General features: G+C 43.2%; 15 protein-coding genes. 9 read left to right on the top strand and 6 right to left on the bottom strand.

Annotated elements, in window-relative coordinates; all coding sequences use genetic code 11:
* The first annotated feature begins 191 nt into the window (after positions 1-191).
* Positions 192-1244, top strand: coding sequence for an oxygen-dependent tRNA uridine(34) hydroxylase TrhO (locus AK822_RS02445; RefSeq protein ID WP_167541663.1), 1053 nt, complete (start codon positions 192-194; stop codon positions 1242-1244).
* A gap of 160 nt (positions 1245-1404) precedes the next feature.
* Here AK822_RS02445 and uraH read toward each other — a convergent pair whose 3' ends face one another.
* Both uraH and serA read right to left on the bottom strand, forming a co-directional pair.
* Positions 1405-1836, bottom strand: coding sequence for a hydroxyisourate hydrolase (gene uraH, locus AK822_RS02440; RefSeq protein WP_205628056.1), 432 nt, complete (start codon positions 1834-1836; stop codon positions 1405-1407).
* 407 nt (positions 1837-2243) lie between these two features.
* On the bottom strand, positions 2244-3470 hold the full coding sequence (gene serA / locus AK822_RS02435; RefSeq protein ID WP_045453737.1) for a phosphoglycerate dehydrogenase: 1227 nt from the start codon (positions 3468-3470) through the stop codon (positions 2244-2246).
* Positions 3471-4023: 553 nt separating this feature from the next.
* Here serA and AK822_RS02430 point away from each other — a divergent pair.
* Positions 4024-5394 carry an FAD-binding oxidoreductase gene (locus tag AK822_RS02430; protein WP_228139078.1) on the top strand — a complete coding sequence of 457 codons (1371 nt, stop codon included), beginning with the start codon at positions 4024-4026 and terminating at the stop codon, positions 5392-5394.
* 97 nt (positions 5395-5491) lie between these two features.
* On the opposite strand, the gene AK822_RS02425 is transcribed toward AK822_RS02430, so the two are convergent.
* On the bottom strand, positions 5492-6121 hold the full coding sequence (locus AK822_RS02425; protein WP_060490446.1) for a BLUF domain-containing protein: 630 nt from the start codon (positions 6119-6121) through the stop codon (positions 5492-5494).
* A gap of 601 nt (positions 6122-6722) precedes the next feature.
* Between AK822_RS02425 and AK822_RS02420 the strand changes: the two genes are divergently transcribed.
* The 4 genes from AK822_RS02420 (at position 6723) to lspA (ending at position 12969) form a co-directional block, all read left to right on the top strand.
* Positions 6723-8360: a carbon-nitrogen hydrolase family protein gene (locus AK822_RS02420; protein ID WP_045453728.1), complete on the top strand. Its 1638-nt coding sequence runs from the start codon at positions 6723-6725 to the stop codon at positions 8358-8360.
* A 145-nt stretch (positions 8361-8505) separates the two neighbouring features.
* On the top strand, positions 8506-9057 hold the full coding sequence (locus AK822_RS02415) for a protein disulfide oxidoreductase (RefSeq protein ID WP_060490445.1): 552 nt from the start codon (positions 8506-8508) through the stop codon (positions 9055-9057).
* A 425-nt stretch (positions 9058-9482) separates the two neighbouring features.
* On the top strand, positions 9483-12329 hold the full coding sequence (gene ileS / locus AK822_RS02410) for an isoleucine--tRNA ligase (RefSeq protein ID WP_060490444.1): 2847 nt from the start codon (positions 9483-9485) through the stop codon (positions 12327-12329).
* Positions 12322-12969 (top strand): signal peptidase II, encoded by a 648-nt coding sequence (lspA, locus tag AK822_RS02405; RefSeq protein ID WP_087945538.1) that lies wholly within the window; start codon positions 12322-12324, stop codon positions 12967-12969. The genes ileS and lspA overlap by 8 nt, the downstream gene beginning before the upstream one ends.
* A gap of 159 nt (positions 12970-13128) precedes the next feature.
* On the opposite strand, the gene AK822_RS02400 is transcribed toward lspA, so the two are convergent.
* Together AK822_RS02400 and AK822_RS02395 are read right to left on the bottom strand one after the other, a co-directional pair.
* Entirely contained in the window at positions 13129-13773 is a 645-nt protein-coding gene (locus AK822_RS02400; RefSeq protein WP_060490443.1) for a glutathione S-transferase family protein, read from the bottom strand.
* Positions 13774-13956: 183 nt separating this feature from the next.
* Positions 13957-14628, bottom strand: coding sequence for a DUF1294 domain-containing protein (locus AK822_RS02395; protein ID WP_060490442.1), 672 nt, complete (start codon positions 14626-14628; stop codon positions 13957-13959).
* Between the two features lie 148 nt (positions 14629-14776).
* Here AK822_RS02395 and AK822_RS02390 point away from each other — a divergent pair, with 148 nt between their 5' ends.
* Together AK822_RS02390 and AK822_RS02385 are read left to right on the top strand one after the other, a co-directional pair.
* Complete coding sequence (locus tag AK822_RS02390) at positions 14777-15274, top strand: FKBP-type peptidyl-prolyl cis-trans isomerase (RefSeq protein WP_055125711.1); 498 nt, start codon at positions 14777-14779, stop codon at positions 15272-15274.
* Positions 15275-15323: 49 nt separating this feature from the next.
* Positions 15324-16364, top strand: a complete 1041-nt coding sequence (locus AK822_RS02385) for an aldo/keto reductase (RefSeq protein ID WP_060490441.1) — start codon at positions 15324-15326, stop codon at positions 16362-16364.
* Between the two features lie 170 nt (positions 16365-16534).
* On the opposite strand, the gene AK822_RS02380 is transcribed toward AK822_RS02385, so the two are convergent.
* Positions 16535-17335 (bottom strand): lysophospholipid acyltransferase family protein, encoded by an 801-nt coding sequence (locus AK822_RS02380; RefSeq protein WP_060490440.1) that lies wholly within the window; start codon positions 17333-17335, stop codon positions 16535-16537.
* A gap of 304 nt (positions 17336-17639) precedes the next feature.
* Between AK822_RS02380 and hflX the strand changes: the two genes are divergently transcribed.
* Positions 17640-19103 carry a ribosome rescue GTPase HflX gene (gene hflX / locus AK822_RS02375; protein WP_060490439.1) on the top strand — a complete coding sequence of 488 codons (1464 nt, stop codon included), beginning with the start codon at positions 17640-17642 and terminating at the stop codon, positions 19101-19103.
* Positions 19104-19200 lie beyond the last annotated feature (97 nt).

Here is a 19200-nt window from a genome sequence, read left to right as displayed (position 1 = left end):
ATCACCTATATCTGGCTTAAGAACGATAAAACCTCCAAAACTTCCCTAAAATTTGCTACACTACGCCCGCATTAGCCAATTCCACAATCGCGCTAGTGTTATAGCATTACCAATTAATTTCAACTGTTAATTTTAAAAAGCACCTTAAACCCAATGCACTAGGTTTGCGACCTAGCCAGCAGGAGAAAAACATGAGTACCATTCAAGACCATAATACAGCTAGCAATATCCAAAACAGCACTGTCACCGACAACAAATCAGCCCCAGCCTACGATAGCGTCACCAATAACATCGTCGTTGCCGCTCTATATAAGTTCACGCGTTTTGCTGACTTTGAGCAATACCGCGAGCCAATTTTAAATAATATGCTCGATAATGATGTCAAAGGCACGTTATTGATTGCTAATGAAGGCATTAATGGTACGATTTCTGGCACACGCCAAGGTATCGATAACGTCCTTGAGTATCTGCGCAGTATCGAAGCGATTGGCAGCTTTACCTTTAAAGAATCTTATACCGATGCTCAGCCTTTTTATCGTACCAAAGTGAAGCTCAAAAAAGAAATCGTTACCATGGGCGTTGAAAATATCGACCCATTGCAATCAGTTGGACGCTATGTAAAACCAAGCGAATGGAATGCGTTAATCTCAGACCCTGACGTCATTCTTATCGACACCCGTAATGATTATGAAGTTAAAATCGGCACGTTCCAAAATGCCGTCAATCCAAATACAGAGACGTTCCGCGAGTTCCCAGAATACGTCGCAAAAGAGATGGATCCAGCCAAACATAAAAAAGTCGCGATGTTCTGTACCGGTGGTATACGCTGTGAGAAGTCTACTGCTTATATGCGTGAGCAAGGCTTTGAAGAGGTGTATCATTTAGAGGGCGGCATCTTAAAATATCTAGAAGAAATTCCAGCCAGCGAGTCTATGTGGCAAGGCGATTGCTTCGTTTTTGATAACCGCGTGTCGGTCAATCATAACTTAGAAAAAGGCAACTATGAGCAATGCTTCGCCTGCCGTATGCCCATTACTGTCGATGACATGCAAAGCCTTGCTTACATCAAAGGCGAGTCATGCCCACACTGCATTGATAAAGCGACCGACGAGCAAAAAGCCAGATTTCGCGAACGTGAGCATCAAATGCAGCTGGCAAAGAAACGTGGCGAAGCGCATATTGGTAGCGATGTGATTGATGTGATTGAGAAACGCAAAGCCGCTAAAATTGAAGCACGTCGTTAAGCAGAGGAAGCCAATAAAGCTAACGCTGAATAAGTTTAAGATGGATAAAAGCAAAAAGGACGCCCCAATCAAATATTTGATTGGGGCGTCCTTTTTTGCTTTATTAGTACTGACTTATGACTTACTTAGTACGTAATATGGCTTAGCTATCGCATATGGATTAGCTACCGCGGTAAGTGCTATAGCCGTATGGAGACAAAGTGATTGGCACATGGTAATGGTTATCGCCTTCGATATTGAAATTGACTTCAACATACGGATAGAAAGACTCTAGACCTTGATTTCGGAAATAAGGAGTCGTCTCAAAAATCAACTTATAAGTACCATCATGCTCAACGCCGTCTTGATTCGGTAAGAAGTTGCCGATACGACCATTATTATCAGTCTTTTGCGCATCAAGCAATTTCCAGCTACCAGTTTTCTCTTGCATCATCAGTTTTACATTGACGTTTGGTGCTGGTTTGCCTGTACTAATGTCTAAAATATGACTAGATAATTGATATTTATCTTGATCACCAGCAGCATGGCTAGCCGTTGCAGTCATAGCTAATACGCTACCAAATGCAGCTGCCTTGAGTAAGTTGTTTTTCATGAATCATCCTATTCAGTCAATTGTATGTGTTAAATGAATTATCTTCTTCAGCAAGCTATTTACCATTTGTAAGTATGCCTGTCCGTAGAAAATAACCGTGATTTACCTCAAAAACATAGTTAATCATGTTGTTCATTAAAAATATATTCATCATTATAGGCTTAATGTACTGGTGTAGTTTAAATTGTTAATAAGACCGTATAATTAAGATAATGTTAACTTATATAAAAATGAGTATAGCGAATGTAAAACTTACATTCTCTATAATTTGGGTTACTCATAAATAAAAAGCATTAATGCCATGATTGAACATTGCAATTGCTTGATTTAAGACAAAAAAATAGCAGACTATCTGAATGATGGTCTGCTACTGTTACGCTAAAATTATGCTTACATGCAAATATTATTTAAAACAAAATACGCACGCGAATCGTCTCTTCTACGTCTTTTAACTGATCTAGCGCGGCAGTTGAATCATTGTAGTCAACATCCATGACCAAATAACCGACATCGCCTTCTGTCATTAGGCTCTGTGCTAGGATGTTAATTCCTGCTTCTGCAAACAGACGGTTGATCTGAGACAACACGCCTGGCACGTTTCTATGAATATGTAACAGACGATGCGAGTTTTCTTTGAATGGAATAGAAACTTCTGGGAAGTTCACGGCTGTCGCTGTGTCACCTTGGTCAGAGTATCTAACAAACTTATCAGCGACTTCAAGTCCGATATTGGCTTGTGCTTCTTGAGTTGAACCACCGATATGCGGCGTCAAGATGACGTTATCAAATTTACGCAGTGGTGATTCAAACTCTTCATCAGCTGATTTTGGCTCTTTCGGGAACACGTCAATCGCTGCGCCCAAAATTTTACCAGATTCAAGCACAGCGGCTAAATCATCAATCTCTACGCAAGTACCACGAGCGGCATTGATAAAGTAACTGCCGTCTTTCATATGCGCGAACTGCTCAGCTTTCATCATGTAGCGGGTGCTTGGTACATCAGGTACATGCAATGTCACGATGTCAGCCGTTGATAGTAGCTCTTCTAAGCTACCTACTTGTACCGCATTACCTAGTGGCAACTTGGTCACAGCATCATGATAAATGACTTTCATACCAAAGCTTTCTGCTAAGACAGACAGTTGCGAACCGATAGAGCCATAACCGACGATACCGATTGTCTTGCCACGTACTTCATGTGAGTTGGTCGCAGACTTGCCCCAACCACCGCGATGTACTGTGGCGTTCTTTTCAGGAATGCCGCGGTATAGCATGATGGCTTCGGCCAATACCAGTTCAGCCACCGAGCGGGTATTTGAGTATGGCGCGTTAAAGACGGGAATACCCAAATCACGAGCGGCGTCTAAGTCTACTTGGTTGGTACCGATACAAAAGCAGCCAATACCGATGAGCTTGTGCGCGTGCTCAAGTACTTCACGTGTCAATTGCGTACGCGAACGGATACCGATAAAGTGAGCGTCTTTAATCTTTTCGATCAGCTCATCTTGATCTAATGCGTGACTGATATTCTCGATATTATGATAACCAGCTCCTTCCAATACTTTTAAAGCATTGTCATGTAGACCTTCAAGCAATAAAAACCGGATTTTGTCTTTTTGTAGTGATAACGCCATATGAGAACTGTCCTATAATTGTCTTGTAAAATTATCTGAGGGATAATCTGTAGTCGAAGCCGTTTAAAGTAGGTACAAAGTAACCAAGCGCAAACCATACACTGAGTACATTAAATGAGGTTAACGTCGTAACCACTTACCAATGCTTTAACTATAGGGTGGGTGAAACGAAAACAGTCTGGATATCTTACACAAAATTGGGCGGCGATGTTAGCAGATTAGATGAATTATTGGTTATCAAGCCTGAAAACTTTTTATGCTATAGTAAATCACGCTGTTCGACGTTTATTAAACTATTTTTTGCCATTTACCGCCATATAAGCACGCAGCATGACATCTTTCTATCATTGCTTTACTGGCTCACTTATAATCATATAAATACGTACTATATAAACATACCTATGTAGCTATGTTTATATCCATTTAGCGATATAATAATCCCCTTTAGGCATAGCGCTTACGTTTATACCGAGATTTGACCATGACTTCTTTATCTAGCCAAAGTACCTCTGCAACCCATACAGCTGCTGTTCAAACTATTTTGAGCACTTTGATGGATGTTCATCAGTTTGACGCCAGCCAAATCAAAACCGACCCTGAGAGCTTAGAGCATTGGGGCAAAGATTGGACCAAGCACTTTGCCCCTGCTGCTGCTGCTATCGTCTTTCCGAAGACTACTGAGCAAGTACAAGCCATCGTACTGCTTGCCAATGAGTACAATGTGGTGCTAACGCCAAGTGGCGGTCGTACTGGTTTGTCAGCTGGTGCTGTCGCCGCCAATGGTGAGATTGTCGTCAGTATGGATAAGATGAACCGTATCGGACAGTTCTATCCGGCCGATCGAATAGTTGAAGTCGAAGCCGGTGTTATCACGCAGCAGTTGCAGCAATTCGCTGAATCGAAAGACCTCTACTACCCTGTTGACTTTGCCTCAGCTGGCTCAAGTCAGATAGGTGGCAATATTGGCACCAATGCAGGCGGTATCAAAGTCATACGCTATGGCATGACTCGTCAATGGATCATGGGGCTGACAGTGGTCACTGGTAAAGGCGATATCTTGCAGCTCAATCGCGGTATGGTAAAAAATGCCACCGGTTATGATTTGCGTCAATTATTTATCGGTAGTGAAGGCACGCTTGGCCTCGTCACCCATGCACAAATTAAGCTTGAGCGTCAGCCACAAGACTTAAATGTCATGGTACTTGGTATGGACAGCTTTAATGATGTCATGAATGTGCTATCAGCCTTTCAAGCGAAGATTGATTTGACGGCTTTTGAGTTCTTTGACGATGTGGCGATTGATAAATTGATGGCACATGGTCAAATACAAGAGCCATTTGAATCGCGTACCAAGTTCTATACGCTACTAGAGTTCGAAGCGCCGTACGAGCCGATCATGGATAAAGCCATGGCGATATTTGAGCATTGTATGGAACAAGGCTGGGTCGTCGATGGTGTCATGAGCCAGAGCTTGGCACAGGCTGAAGAGCTGTGGAAGCTGCGTGAATACATTTCTGAGACCATCTCAGTATTTACGCCTTATAAGAACGATGTATCCGTACTGATAAGCTATGTCCCTGAGTTTATCACCGAGATTGATCACATCGTCAGCAGCAACTACCCTGACTTTGAGGTTTGCTGGTTCGGGCATATCGGTGATGGTAACTTGCACCTTAATATCTTAAAGCCTGAGAACATGAGCAAAGATGATTTCTTTGCTGAATGTCAGGTTGTTAATAAGTATGTGTTTAAAACCGTGCAAAAATATGGCGGTTCGGTTTCAGCTGAACATGGCGTCGGTATGACTAAAAAGCCGTATCTACATTATAGCCGCAGCGAGACTGAGATTGAGTACTTACGAGAGGTGAAAAAAGTTTTTGATCCAAATAATATTATGAACCGTGGCAAGATTTTTGATATGTAAGTGCTTATTTAATAATTAAAGTAATAAATAAGCGAGTATGAAAAAGACGCTAAACGTAATGGTTTAGCGTCTTTTTTTGTCTTATAAAAGCGATTATCTATAAAAATAACAACACTAGCGCTACCACTAATAACACACTTAAAAAACCTTGAACGATTAAAAATGCTTGATGCGGGGCGGCGATATGACGAAACATGTTGCCCAGTGCATTATAGGTAATACCAGCTGCTTTAATATGTGGCGGCGTATCAAAGGTTTTGATGATTTGTAAAAAATTCTCGGTACGATCAGGCGACCAATTATGCGGCGCAAATGGCAAATATGGCGATAACTGTGCGGCTTGCTTTTTGCTCGCTGGTGACCATAACCAACGCTCTAAAAATAATAAGCGCATACGCCAATCCGCAAAACGGCGATGTTCTATCCTCTGCAACAACAATATTTCAGTATTCTTATGGCGCTTATCCGCAAATATGCGTTGCTTTAAGGCAAATACGTGCGCTTTCTCACCTTCGATGCATTGCAAAAAATGACCACTACCATAACATAGAGTACCTGTAATGCCATGCTGTTGATTATAGTTACGCGCATGACATTCTACTTCATCAAATATAGAGGCGCTTAAACGTGAGACAAGCGTCAAACTACTAACATACACCAATTGAACCAGCGCTGAGTCTTCTATCTCATCCCAGCTACTGACTCTATTGTTGTGACTTGAGGGCATAATAAAACAATCCTAAAAAGCCGATTAAATACGGCTAAACAAAACAAACACAACGACGCCCCAATGAAAAAAGACAGCGACTCACAAAAACGTAGCAAATAGTTACCACGTTAAACTGTCATTACTTGAGTAGCTTGTTATGATAACCAGCAAAACAAATAGATCAAAACGAAGCGCTCTAAGATATGCTATTTAAAAATAATGTTAAGCTAACAGAAGATCTATACTGACATCCTCAGGTTAGAAGCTGTACCAAACACTTGGCTTGTATTAACCCCAACGACTGTTTGTGAACATTATGAAAAATTTTATAGTTACTTCAATTTATAGCTACTCTCATTTACAGGCACTCTAATTTGTAGCTACTTTAAAATGATATGAAATTCAAAAAACACGTCAGTAATGCCAAAGCTGACAGAAGTCATAAGATAAATCATCTTCATAACTTATTGTAAATACAATGATAATTGATTGTAACGGTAATATTTTATGATTGGAATATTTTTATCACTTTTTTTATACAAAAAATTGCCAACTAAATTGTGGCAACGCATGCTATTTGATATCACTAAAATTAATAAAGATCCAAAACAGGAACATTATGAGCAAAATAGAAAAACTAGACGACTTTCATCTAACCATCGCTGAAATCAAGAAAAAAGACTATCCACAATTAAAAGCACTGATGGATCGTGTCTATGTCAACTTGGGCGGTGCATGGTCAAAGAACACTATTAATACCTTAATCGATGCCTTCCCTGAAGGTCAGATCGCTTTATTTGATCATGATCAATTGATTGGTATCGTGTTATCTATGCGTGTTGATTATGCCACGTTTTCTAACCCGCACACCTACGACGACTTGATTGGTCATAAAGAGATTATCAGAGACAACCCTGAAGGCGATGCTATTTACGGTTTAGATGCGCTGATCGACCCTGAATACCGTGGTTATCGCCTAGGACGTCGATTATACGATGCCCGTAAAGAGCTGTGTCGCCAGTTAAACTTCCGAGCTATTTTGGCTGGTGGTCGTATCCCGAACTATCATAACCATCAAGATCTCACACCTGGCGAATATATTGAAGCCGTCGCGGCTCGTGAAATTCATGATTCTGCATTGTCTTTCCAACTCTCAAATGGCTTTATCGTCAAGCGTATCTTAACGGCTTATCTGCCTGATGATAAACAATCTAAAGGTTTTGCTACTCTACTTGAGTGGGCAAATATTTATTATGAGCCACAAGACTATAAGCCAAACACTCGTAAGTCTGAGGTGCGTATTGGTGGTATCCAATGGCAAATGCGTGAAGTCGAGTCACCTGAAGAGCTGCTGCAGCAAGTCGAATTCTTTGTCGATATTATGGCTGATTACAATTCTGACTTTGCTTGTTTACCAGAGTTCTTTAACGCACCGCTGATGGGTCTGTGTGAATCGACGGATCAAAACGTCGCTATTCGATTTTTAGCCGGTTATACAGAATGGTTTAAAAATGAGATATCGCATTTAGCGGTCAGCTACAACGTCAACGTCATTACAGGCTCGATGCCGTACTTGGACGAGGACGATACGTTATATAATGTCAGTTACTTGTGCCGCCGCGATGGTACGGTCGAAGAGCAGCGAAAAATCCATATTACCCCGCATGAGCGTAGCGCTTGGGTCATCGAAGGCGGTGACGAGGTTAAGGTATTTGATACCGATGCCGGTCGTATTGGTATTTTGGTCTGTTATGACGTTGAATTCCCTGAGCTTGCCCGCCTCATGGCACTTGATGACATGGACATCTTGTTCGTGCCATTTTGGACAGACACGCAAAACGGCTATCTACGCGTGCGCCACTGCGCCCAAGCACGTGCAATTGAAAACGAATGCTATGTGATGATTTGTGGTTCGGTTGGTAACTTACCACAGGTTGAAAGTCTCGATATTCAATATGCGCAGTCCTCTATCTTCTCGCCATCAGATTTTGCTTTCCCGCATGATGCGATCATGGCAGAAACCACCGCCAACACTGAGATGGTATTCTTCTCAGATGTGAACCTAGACAAGCTTATTCATGTCCGTAATGAAGGCTCGGTACATAATCTGCTTGATCGCCGTGATGACTTGTATAGTTTGAAATGGAAGAGAAAATCTAAAGTATCAGCCAGTAAGCTAAGCGATGATGAGCGCCTCGAAAACTCTGGTAGCGTCCTGCTCGGTGACCCATTACAAAACCGTGCGCAAAAACCTTAATCAGTCACTTTAAAATACCAACACTGAGCACGGTTTAATAAAATTTATGAGTAATACGGCTGACATTTCAGCCGTTTATTTTTATCTATCAACAACCACTTATTAAAGCCATTTACACAATACCTATAGCAAAAAAGTAGCCATTATGACGATTGATACTGAAAAACCCATTAAAAAGCCAAAGAAAACACCCAAGCAAAAGGGGTTGTCTATCGCTAAAAATCTACTCATATATGGCTTGGTATTTGCTGTTATTTATACCGCTATTAATTGGTGGCGACAACCTATCATGCCCGCCAACCCGCAATTGCAACTGACCGATTATCAAGGGCAAGTCGTTGACTTAGCGGCGCTGAGCAATGAACAACCAACGCTGGTGTATTTTTGGGGCACGTGGTGTCCCATTTGTAGTATCACCTCGCCGACCATAGACAAACTTGCCGCCGCAAATGATTATCCGGTCGTTACGATTGCCATTAAATCAGGCACTGACCAAGAGCTGCACCGCTACCTTAATGAAAATAGCTATCGCTTTACGACGATAAATGATCAAGAAGGCAGCATCTTCGCTGATTGGCAAGGACAAGTGACGCCTTCGTATGTCATCTTAAAGGATGGCGAGATGACTCAAGGTTTGACGGGCATTCAACCCTTATGGTCGCTGAAATTGCGCTTATGGTTATCATCAGTTTTTTAACGCTTAGCCTGCTGTTTAGAGTCCAATTATTTAGAGTCCAGTCGGTAGACAATGGCACTTGCCATCCGTATGATTCAATAGGTGATGCATCACTCATATAAATGATTGGTTTTGGCTAAAATAAGGACAATACTGACCAGCTCTTTTTACCCTAGCCTTTTTGTCATATAATAGCTGCCAATCTCATTGCCTCTTTTTAGTTTATTGCTATCACGGTATTTTATTATCCATAAGCATATTTTATGTTGCATTCGTCTCGATAGCATTTATTATTGACGTGAGCATATTTATGACGTTGATGCACAGCGATATCTTATAAGTGAGAAAGCGATCATCAACGGTTAAGCAGCCAGCTAAGCATTACCCTAAATGTCACATCTGACTTTACATCGATTTTTAATCCATCTTCTAAAAAGACACCTTCTATGACTGATAAAAGTACTGATACGCCAAGCCAGGATTATAAAGACACGCTAAACCTTGCCGACACGCCATTTGCGATGCGTGCAAACCTTGCCAAGCGCGAGCCAGATTGGCTTGCTGCTTGGGAAGCGGATGATGTGTACGGCAAAATTCGTCAGGCACGTGCTGGGGCGACCAAATACATTTTGCACGATGGTCCTCCATACGCCAACGGTCAGATTCACTTGGGTCACGCGGTTAATAAAGTACTCAAAGACATTATCGTGAAGTCAAAAACGCTATCAGGCTTTGATGCGCCTTATGTCCCCGGTTGGGACTGTCATGGTCTGCCTATCGAGCAAAAGGTCGAAGCCAAAGTCGGCAAGGTCGGTCAAAAAATCTCTGCTACCGAATTTCGTGGTTTGTGCCGCGAGTATGCGAGCACACAGATTGAATTGCAAAAAGCAGACTTCAAACGTTTGGGCGTGTTTGGTGATTGGGACAACCCTTATCTAACGATGAACTTCCACCAAGAAGCCAACATCGTACGCGCCCTTGCCAAAATTTATGACAATGGTCATGTCACTCGCGGTATGAAGCCCGTCAACTGGTGCTTGGACTGTAGCTCCGCCCTAGCTGAAGCTGAGGTTGAATACCAAGATAAAGTGTCTGATGCTATCTATGTGAGCTTTGATGTTTTGGATACCGATAAGGTTGCCTCGTTGGCTGACGTAGCGGGTAATATCGCCGCTGTTATTTGGACGACGACCCCTTGGACACTACCTGCTAACCAAGCCATCTCTGTACATCCTGAGCATAACTATAGCGTGGTCGCGACTGAAAAAGGTAATTTGCTATTAGCCGCGGATTTGGTTGAAACAGCATTAACGGAACTTAAACTTAGCAATCAGGGCGTGTTAGCTACCGTATCTGGGCGCGAGCTTGAAGGCTTGCGTGCCCAGCACCCACTGATTGCAGACCGTCAAGTGCCATTAATTCTAGGCGATCACGTGACCACTGATAGTGGTACTGGCCTCGTCCATACAGCACCCGGTCACGGTCTTGACGATTATATCGTAGGTCTTAAATATAACTTACCCGTTGAAAACCCAGTCAGTGGTACGGGCGTTTATCTGGACAGCGCAGCGGTATTTGCGGGCGAGCACATTTATAAGGCCAATCCAAAAATCATCGCCGCACTGCATGACAATGGACATCTAATCAGTCATACCAAGATTGAGCATAGCTATCCACATTGCTGGCGTCATAAGTCGCCGATTATTTTCCGCGCAACGCCGCAGTGGTTTATTAATATGGAAACCAAAGGTCTGCGTGAGCGTGCTCTTGCTGATATTCCAGCAGTAAGCTGGACACCGGCATGGGGACAAAACCGTATCGAAGCCATGATGACGGGTCGCCCAGATTGGTGTATCTCACGTCAGCGTACATGGGGCGTGCCGATTACTTTCTTTACCCATAAAGAAACAGGCGAGCTGCATCCAAACACGCTTGAGCTGATGGAAGTCGCTGCACAAAAAATTGATGCGGGCGGCGTGGAAGCTTGGTTTGATGCCAGCTGTGAAGACTTCTTAGGCAACGAGGCTGCTGACTATGACAAAGCAACCGACACCTTAGACGTTTGGTTTGACTCTGGCACGACGCATTTTGCCGTACTTGAGCAACGTGATGAATTGACCAACCCAGCAGATATCTACTTGGAAGGCTCTGACCAACATCGCGGTTGGTTCCAGACTTCATTATTGACATCAGAAGCCATGTACGGTCGCCCACCATTTAAGCAAGTACTGACGCATGGTTTTGTGGTTGATGAAAACGGTCGCAAGATGAGTAAGTCACTGGGTAATATCATCACGCCGCAGGAAGAGATCAATAAAACAGGCGCGGACATGCTGCGTTTGTGGATTGCATCAAGCGACTATCGTTATGAGATGAGCGCGGGTAAAACGGTCTTTAAAGGCGCAATCGATATGTATCGCCGTATCCGTAACACCCTGCGTTTCTTACTTGCCAATACCGATGACTTTGATCCTGCGACCAACAGCGTCGATATCAATGAGCTGGTCAGCCTTGATAAATTCATCATTGAGCGCGCGCAAACCGTGCAAGCACAAATCATCAGTGCTTATGATGCCATGGATTTTCACCAAGTCACCCAGCATATTACTGCGTTCTGTTCGCAAGATTTGGGTAGTTTCTATTTAGATATTATCAAAGATCGTCAGTATACGACTCAGACTGATGGACAGCCACGCCGCTCTGCGCAAACGGCTATTTATCATATCGTTCAGGCACTCATTCGCTGGATTACGCCGATTTTATCATTCACGGCACAAGAAGCGTGGGAAGTATTGCATGGTGCTGACAGTTATGTATTTACTGAAGAATGGTATAAATTTCCAGAATTTGAGCTAAGCGCGATCAGCAACGATGACTGGCAACGTATCATGTTGGCAAAGGATATGGTCAATAAACATATCGAAACGGCACGTGGTGAAAAAATCATCAACGCTAACTTGTCTGCCGATGTTAATCTATATGCTGACGGGGCAATGCATGAAAGCTTGGCCAAGCTGGGTGAAGAGCTGCGCTTTGTACTAATCACTAGTAGCGCAACTTTGAAACCTATGAGCGACGCTCCTGCCGTTAAAACAAGCACCGATGAGCAAACTGACGCCAGCACGGATGAATCAGTAGACTTAGTGGTCAATGTGAGCGCCGCAACTGGCACCAAGTGCGTACGCTGCTGGCATATCCGTGATGATATCGGTACCGATAGTGCACATCCAGAACTATGCGCACGCTGCGTGACTAACGTCAGCGGTGATGGTGAGGTGCGCCACTATGCCTAACCATACGCCTAACTCAACAGAATCATCAGACAACAAGCCGCCATATGGTGAAGTCGATAAATCACCTGAACCAGCTCATGCAACCACAGGCAGCTCAACGACACCGAAAAGTCGTCTGAATAAGACGTCAAAAATGATTGCGAATGGCCGTCGTGCGTTTACGTGGTATCTCCTATCGTTGGTCGTGCTAATTATCGATCAATGGACGAAGTGGCTGGCTGAAACTAAGCTGACTTTTCATGAGCCAGTGCCTGTGATTGAGCCTTTTCTGAATTGGACATTGGCATACAACTATGGCGCGGCATTTAGCTTTTTGGCAGATGCTGGTGGTTGGCAGAAGTGGTTTTTTTCAGGATTGGCATTGATAATGTCGCTATTTTTAATCGGCTACCTAATAAAAGCCCCACGCCAAGCCAAGCTACTATCGACAGGTCTAGCACTAGTGCTCGGCGGTGCGGTTGGCAATCTCATTGACCGCTTGCTGCATGGTCACGTCATCGACTTTATCCATGTACATAACGCCGATGTCTGGCATTACCCTATTTTTAATATTGCGGATATGGGCATTAGTATCGGTGTGGCGTTAATTGTCATTGACATGCTGTTTTTAGAAAAAAAGCGTGAAATGCCGCGGTCATAATTTTAAATCGCATTATTAAGACAGTTAGATTTATAAATAAAAAAGGTGGATTACGCAGTCGTAACCCACCTTTTTTATTCATCATTTTTTCTGATAAAGGCTATTGGCATAGAGTATTGCGCCTATACGCCACTCTTAACAGCTGAAAGTCATGATTGATTATCTCTTAGGAAATTTCTCTCGCTTCGATAATTTTTTAAGATAATCTTGAACCTGCTCAGGCAACTCAACGCCCAGCATCTTTAACCATGAAAACAAATGCTGATAATAAATGTCTGCCAGCGTAAAGCTGTCCCCCGCTATATACTCCTGCTCATCTACCCAAGCATAAGCAATCGGCAGGGCTTTTTGGATACACTTCATGCAGTTGTTAGCGGTGCCCTCAGGCCAGTTTTCATAATTGTCTAATACCTTGATTTTGGTGAGTATCCATAGATAACTCTCAATTTCGATCATGCCAAATGAAATCACTTGGCGAAGTTTATAGTTTTTCTCAGCGAAGTTCTCATCTGCTGTGTTTGGTGTCAAAGGTTTGTCAGGGTGTAACTCATTGAGATATTCAATAATAGCCAACGACTCAGTAAAGTGTTTGCCTTCATGTGTGATGGTAGGGATTTTACCAAAGGGATTAACGGCTAGAAACTCAGGGCTTCGCTGCTCTCCTTTTTTGCCATCTATTTCTTTGGTCTCATATTCTAAGCCCAGCTCCTGCAATGCCCAAATGACCGTTTCAGCGCGACTTGGATGGGTGTATTTGTATAAAGTAATCACTTGCGTTCGCCTTTTATTATTAATTAAATCCATTTAAGGTTTATCCTGAAAAATCGTGCTTATTGCGTACAATTCATCATACTCGCACAAAATACCAATGCACGGCAACCAGCCACTCAAGATATAAAACTTTGATGTTTCATCAGCCGTTTATTTTAGACTTAAGCATTAAACATCAAAACTACACCGCTCACTATGATAAATAAACAAGTGCTTTTATACCAAAGAATCAAGTAATCCTTGCAAAAATTTCAAGCTTCCTCCTGTCAATATAAACAACAACCCCGCCATATTGATGAGAACAGTCAAATAATACGCCACTCGAAATTCAGGCTTTTGCGACTTGTGGCGTAGATACGTCTGCGCAACCATCGCGCCCACCCAACCGCCCAGCGCACTTAGCAGATGCAAGGTTGATTCAGGTGTGCGCCAATCATTATTCTGAGCAGCGGCTTTGTCTTTGGCATACATCATATAAGTAATGAGACCCAAAGCCACATACCAACCCACAACCAGCCAGCTGAGCTTGTTCATGGCAGCCAACAAGATTAATACGCCATAAAAGCCCACACCAAGGAACAAACGTTTCTTTTGTCCCGCTTCAAAGTCTGCTTGCATGCTACGTTTGTGATTACGCTGACGGATTTTCTGATTTTTTTGCGCCATTTTTTGCTGCACAAAGCTCAGCTCTTGTACATCTTTTGCTTGCATACGCCCTTGATTGTCCTGCCCAAATGTAAAAACAACGGGCTCACCGACCTCAGGGCGACGACGCGCTTTAAACTCATTGATATGAAAGAATATTGAATCACCATTCTGTGTTTCGATAAAACCAAAGCCTTTGTCGTCTTGCCACTTTTTAATGTGACCTTGTTGTTTATTTACCATAAAACCCCCTGCCTGCTCTTAGAATTGCCAAATATATTACACTATTTGCGTTACACTATTTACGCTTACATACTCTCCAAGATGGCTTATCATTTCTTATATTATTTGCCAAACCAATTCCTAATCCCGTAATAAATGGCTGTTGACTATGACCGACTCACAATTTATCAATCCCAATGAAGACACCCGTATCACTTTTGGTAGCCTTGTAAAGCTGCACTTTGAAGTATCACTAGAGAACGGTACGATGATTGATTCTACCTTTAGCCGTGATGCGCCTGTGACGCTCACCATTGGTGATGAAAGTTTGTTACCTGGCTTTGAGCAGGTATTAATGAACCTGCGCGCAGGTGACACGCGCTCTGCCCACCTTGAGCCAGAGCAGGCATTTGGCGATTGGAATCCTGACAACATTCAACATTTCAGCCGTACTCAGTTTGCGTTAATCGCTGATAATCCAGAAATCGGCATGATGGTAGAATTCGAAGATAAAGGCAAAAACACGCTGCCGGGTACGATTAGTGCAATCGATGACGATCAAGTCGAAGTGGATTTTAACCATCCCCTTGCCGGACAATCCCTGTTATTTAAAGTAAAAATCTTTAAAGTTACCCCGCCTGGTGTCACTGGCATAAAACTCATGTAATCGCTTAAAAACTGTCAGCTATAAAAATACATTTACAAAGGACATTCATATGCAATATCAAATGTTGCCACAACTCAATGAAAAAGTTTCTAAGATTTGTTTAGGCACGATGACATGGGGACAGCAAAATACCGAGATCCAAGCACATGAACAAATGGACATGGCGCTAAGCGAAGGGGTGAATTTTTGGGACACGGCGGAGATGTATCCATCGCCGCCAGATAAGGACAAGCAAGGCGATACTGAACGCTTCATGGGTACATGGTTTAATCAAACCAAACAGCGCGATAAAGTCATCCTTGCTAGCAAAATATCGCCGATGGATTTTTTGCGTGATGGGCAAACGCGTTTTAATGCCGAACATATTAGCAGCGCCATCGATGGTAATCTTCAGCGTTTACAAACCGATTATATCGATATTTACCAGCTCCATTGGCCTGAACGCCAAGCAAATTTTTTTAGTCAGCGCGGCTATACCGAAGAGATGGCATCGCAACCATTAGATGATTTGACGCCATTTCTAGAGACCATTCAAGCGTTAAATGATGAGATTAAAAAAGGGCGTATTCGCGCTTATGGACTATCGAACGATACCGCTTGGGGACTGATGCGCTATCTATGGGAGGCTGATAAAAATGGTTTGATCGCCCCTATCACGGTGCAAAATCCTTATAGTTTGCTAAATCGCTTATATGAAGTCGCTATGGCTGAGATTACGCACCGTGAAAATGTAGGTCTATTGGCTTATTCACCGCTTGGCTTTGGTGTCTTATCTGGTAAATATCTCGATGGCAAACGTCCAGCGGGTGCGCGTCTGACGATGTATGATCGCTTTGCGCGCTATACCAATGAAGAAGCGCTATCAGCCACTGCTCAATACGCCAAAATAGCGGCAGATGCAGATTTAGATATGGCACAGATGGCACTAGCTTTCGTTAACTCACGCTCATTTGTCACCAGTAATATTATTGGCGCTACTACGATCGAGCAGCTAAAATCCAACATCGATAGTATCCATTTAACCTTAAACTCAGAAGTATTAGAAGCGATTGAAGCGGTGCATACCCAGCATCCTAATCCATCACCCTAATGTTAGCTTGAGGTGACACCATGGTCTGATGAGAACCAGACTTTGGCGCATTGAGGCTGCTGTATTTTTAATCGACAAAAAAAGGCGCAAATCGCAGTCATAAACTGAGCGATTTGCGCCTTTTTTATTAGAGCGTGTTAAATATTCACAACTATTATGCTGTCACCGCTTTATATTTTAGCGACTTTCGTTAAGACTCGCGAATGTAATTCGGCCAAACCTTCTTGCATACGGGCTTGTAACAAGTCCGTCAATTCACTTTTGCTCAACCCTTTAGGATCTATTGGCTCCAGTGGCAATACATAGGCGGTCACATCTTTCGTATCGAGTACCTTTTTTAGGCTCTCTTTCATCGTAAGCTTGCCATAGTAAGGCAACTCTTCACTTAACGTGCCGTCTTTATTGACATAAGCAATTACCAGCGGGCGTACGGGCACGTCAGCATCTATGGCAGCTTGTAGCAACGTGCCATGAATACGCTTGATTTTCTTACCATCGGTGGTGGTCGCCTCAGGGAAGAATATGACCGAGAAACCTTTGGTCAAAAAACTGGCAATTTGGGCGGCGACCGATCCTGCATCACCGGAACCACGCTCAATAAATACCGTGCCTGCTGCATGAGCCAGCTTACCAAATACAGGCCATTCACCGATTTCGGCTTTGGATAAGAAAAAAGCAGGACTCAGTGTACCCACCACAGGGATATCCATCCATGACACATGATTGGATACCCATAATCCGTGGTGCTGCTCTACACGCTCGACTGCCACAACCTTGACGCCAAAAGAGCCTGCCATTTTGCGGCAAAAGGCTTGAATATAGCGTGGCAATTTTTCGCGTGGGGGCTGCTTAAATGCGCCAATACGTTGGGCGGCGCGCAATCCACCAGCGATAGTGGTGGTCATGCCAGCAATTTGTTTGCCGCGCCCCAACTGTTGTCTGAGTGAGAAGCCTGACTTAGATTGGCTCATCTGTGTCCCTCGTGGTTAAAAACTTATGATTATATATCGTAAACAAGCGCCATGAGTATAACAAAATTTATTCAGTCAGTGACGATTTGTTCACTGAGTTGCTGTTTATTCAACCAGTTCTGCTGCGTTCACTGATTTGCCTATGGCTTTCATTTACGCTGTAACATAAAACCATCGTTAATTGTGCTAGAACGCTTTAATATTAGGTGATGAGACCACATATATATGGTCATATGAACGCTATATCGACGTTTACTGAATGGATAATAGCGATATATTTACTTTATTAAATAGGTGATACTCTTTGGATTATTTTGAAAGACACGAAGGTGGCGAGCGCGCCATTATAGTACATTTAGACATCCGTCAAATTCAAGATCCTGATGATCTAGGTGAATTTGAGCTGTTAGCAGACTCAGCAGGGGCTGATCGTTTGGCTTTAGTCACAGGCTCACGCCAAAGACCCGATGCCAGATACTTCGTTGGTAGCGGTAAAGCAGAAGAAATAGCAGAATTGGTACGCGAACATGATGCGGATATCGTCTTATTTAACCATAGCTTATCGCCATCACAAGAGCGTAATATTGAAGCCTTGGTCAAATGTCGCGTACTGGATCGTACAGGTTTGATATTGGACATTTTCGCGCAGCGTGCTCGTACTTATGAAGGTAAGCTACAAGTAGAGCTGGCGCAGCTCAACCATTTATCGACGCGTTTGGTACGAGGTTGGACGCATTTGGAGCGTCAAAAAGGCGGTATTGGTCTACGTGGACCTGGTGAAACCCAGCTTGAGACCGATCGTCGCTTGCTACAAGTGCGCGTGAATCAGCTTAAAAGCAGAATCGAGAAAGTCAGACAGACACGTGCGCAAGGTCGAGCCCGTCGCCAAAAATCAGATGTGCCGACGATTTCGCTTGTCGGTTATACCAATGCGGGAAAATCTACGCTATTTAACCGCTTGGTCGACGAGAATATCTACGCAGCGGATAAATTATTTGCCACGCTTGATCCCACTTTACGCCGTTTAGACTGGCAGGGTGTTGGTCGTGTTGTTTTGGTCGATACGGTAGGTTTTGTCCGTCATCTGCCGCATGAGTTGGTCGAATCCTTTCATGCGACATTAGAAGAAACCTTGGAAGCAGATTTATTGCTACACGTTATCGATTCTTCTAGTGAAGATATGCATGAGCAAATTCAAGCGGTCAAAGACGTATTAGCAGAGATTGATAATGATGTACCAGTGCTCAATGTCTACAACAAGATTGATTTGACAGATGAGCCTGCACATATTGGTTATGCTAGCGAAGGACAACCCAATCGCGTCTATGTTTCTTCTAGAGAAAATCTAGGTATGGAAGCGTTGTCGTTAGCCGTCCAGCAGTTACTTACTGGTACACTCACCACCTTTGAGTTGACCTTACCTTATCATGCAGGTCAGTTAAAAAACGCCTTATATGAGCTGGGTGTTATTCAGGAAGAGAGCTACGATGACAGCGGGCATGAGTGTTTAACGATTCGCTTGCCAAGCGATACGCTAAGACAACTATTGGGTCAGGCCAATTTAGAGCCTTTAGATGTACTGCCATTAGCACAAGCCACATTATTGATGCCAGTACTTGAAGACTTCGAAAAGCCTGACGAGGTTGAAGAGCCGACGATGACCGAAGCAGAAGAAAAAGCGTTTGATGAGTTTGATGCGCTGAATTCTGAAGCCGCTAAGTCAGAGGAATTAGCAGTAGAAGCGGAAACTCCTGACTCAAAAATATAAATGACTGAATCTGTAAAATAGCTTTATAAAAGACAAAAGGATGATATCCATTGATATCATCCTTTTTTTTGGCACATAGCATTAAATTTTATAGGTT

Source organism: Psychrobacter sp. P11F6 (assembly GCF_001435295.1).
GTDB lineage: Bacteria > Pseudomonadota > Gammaproteobacteria > Pseudomonadales > Moraxellaceae > Psychrobacter.
Note: the sequence above shows the minus strand (reverse complement) of the source record. Positions and strands in the feature narration are given on the sequence as shown.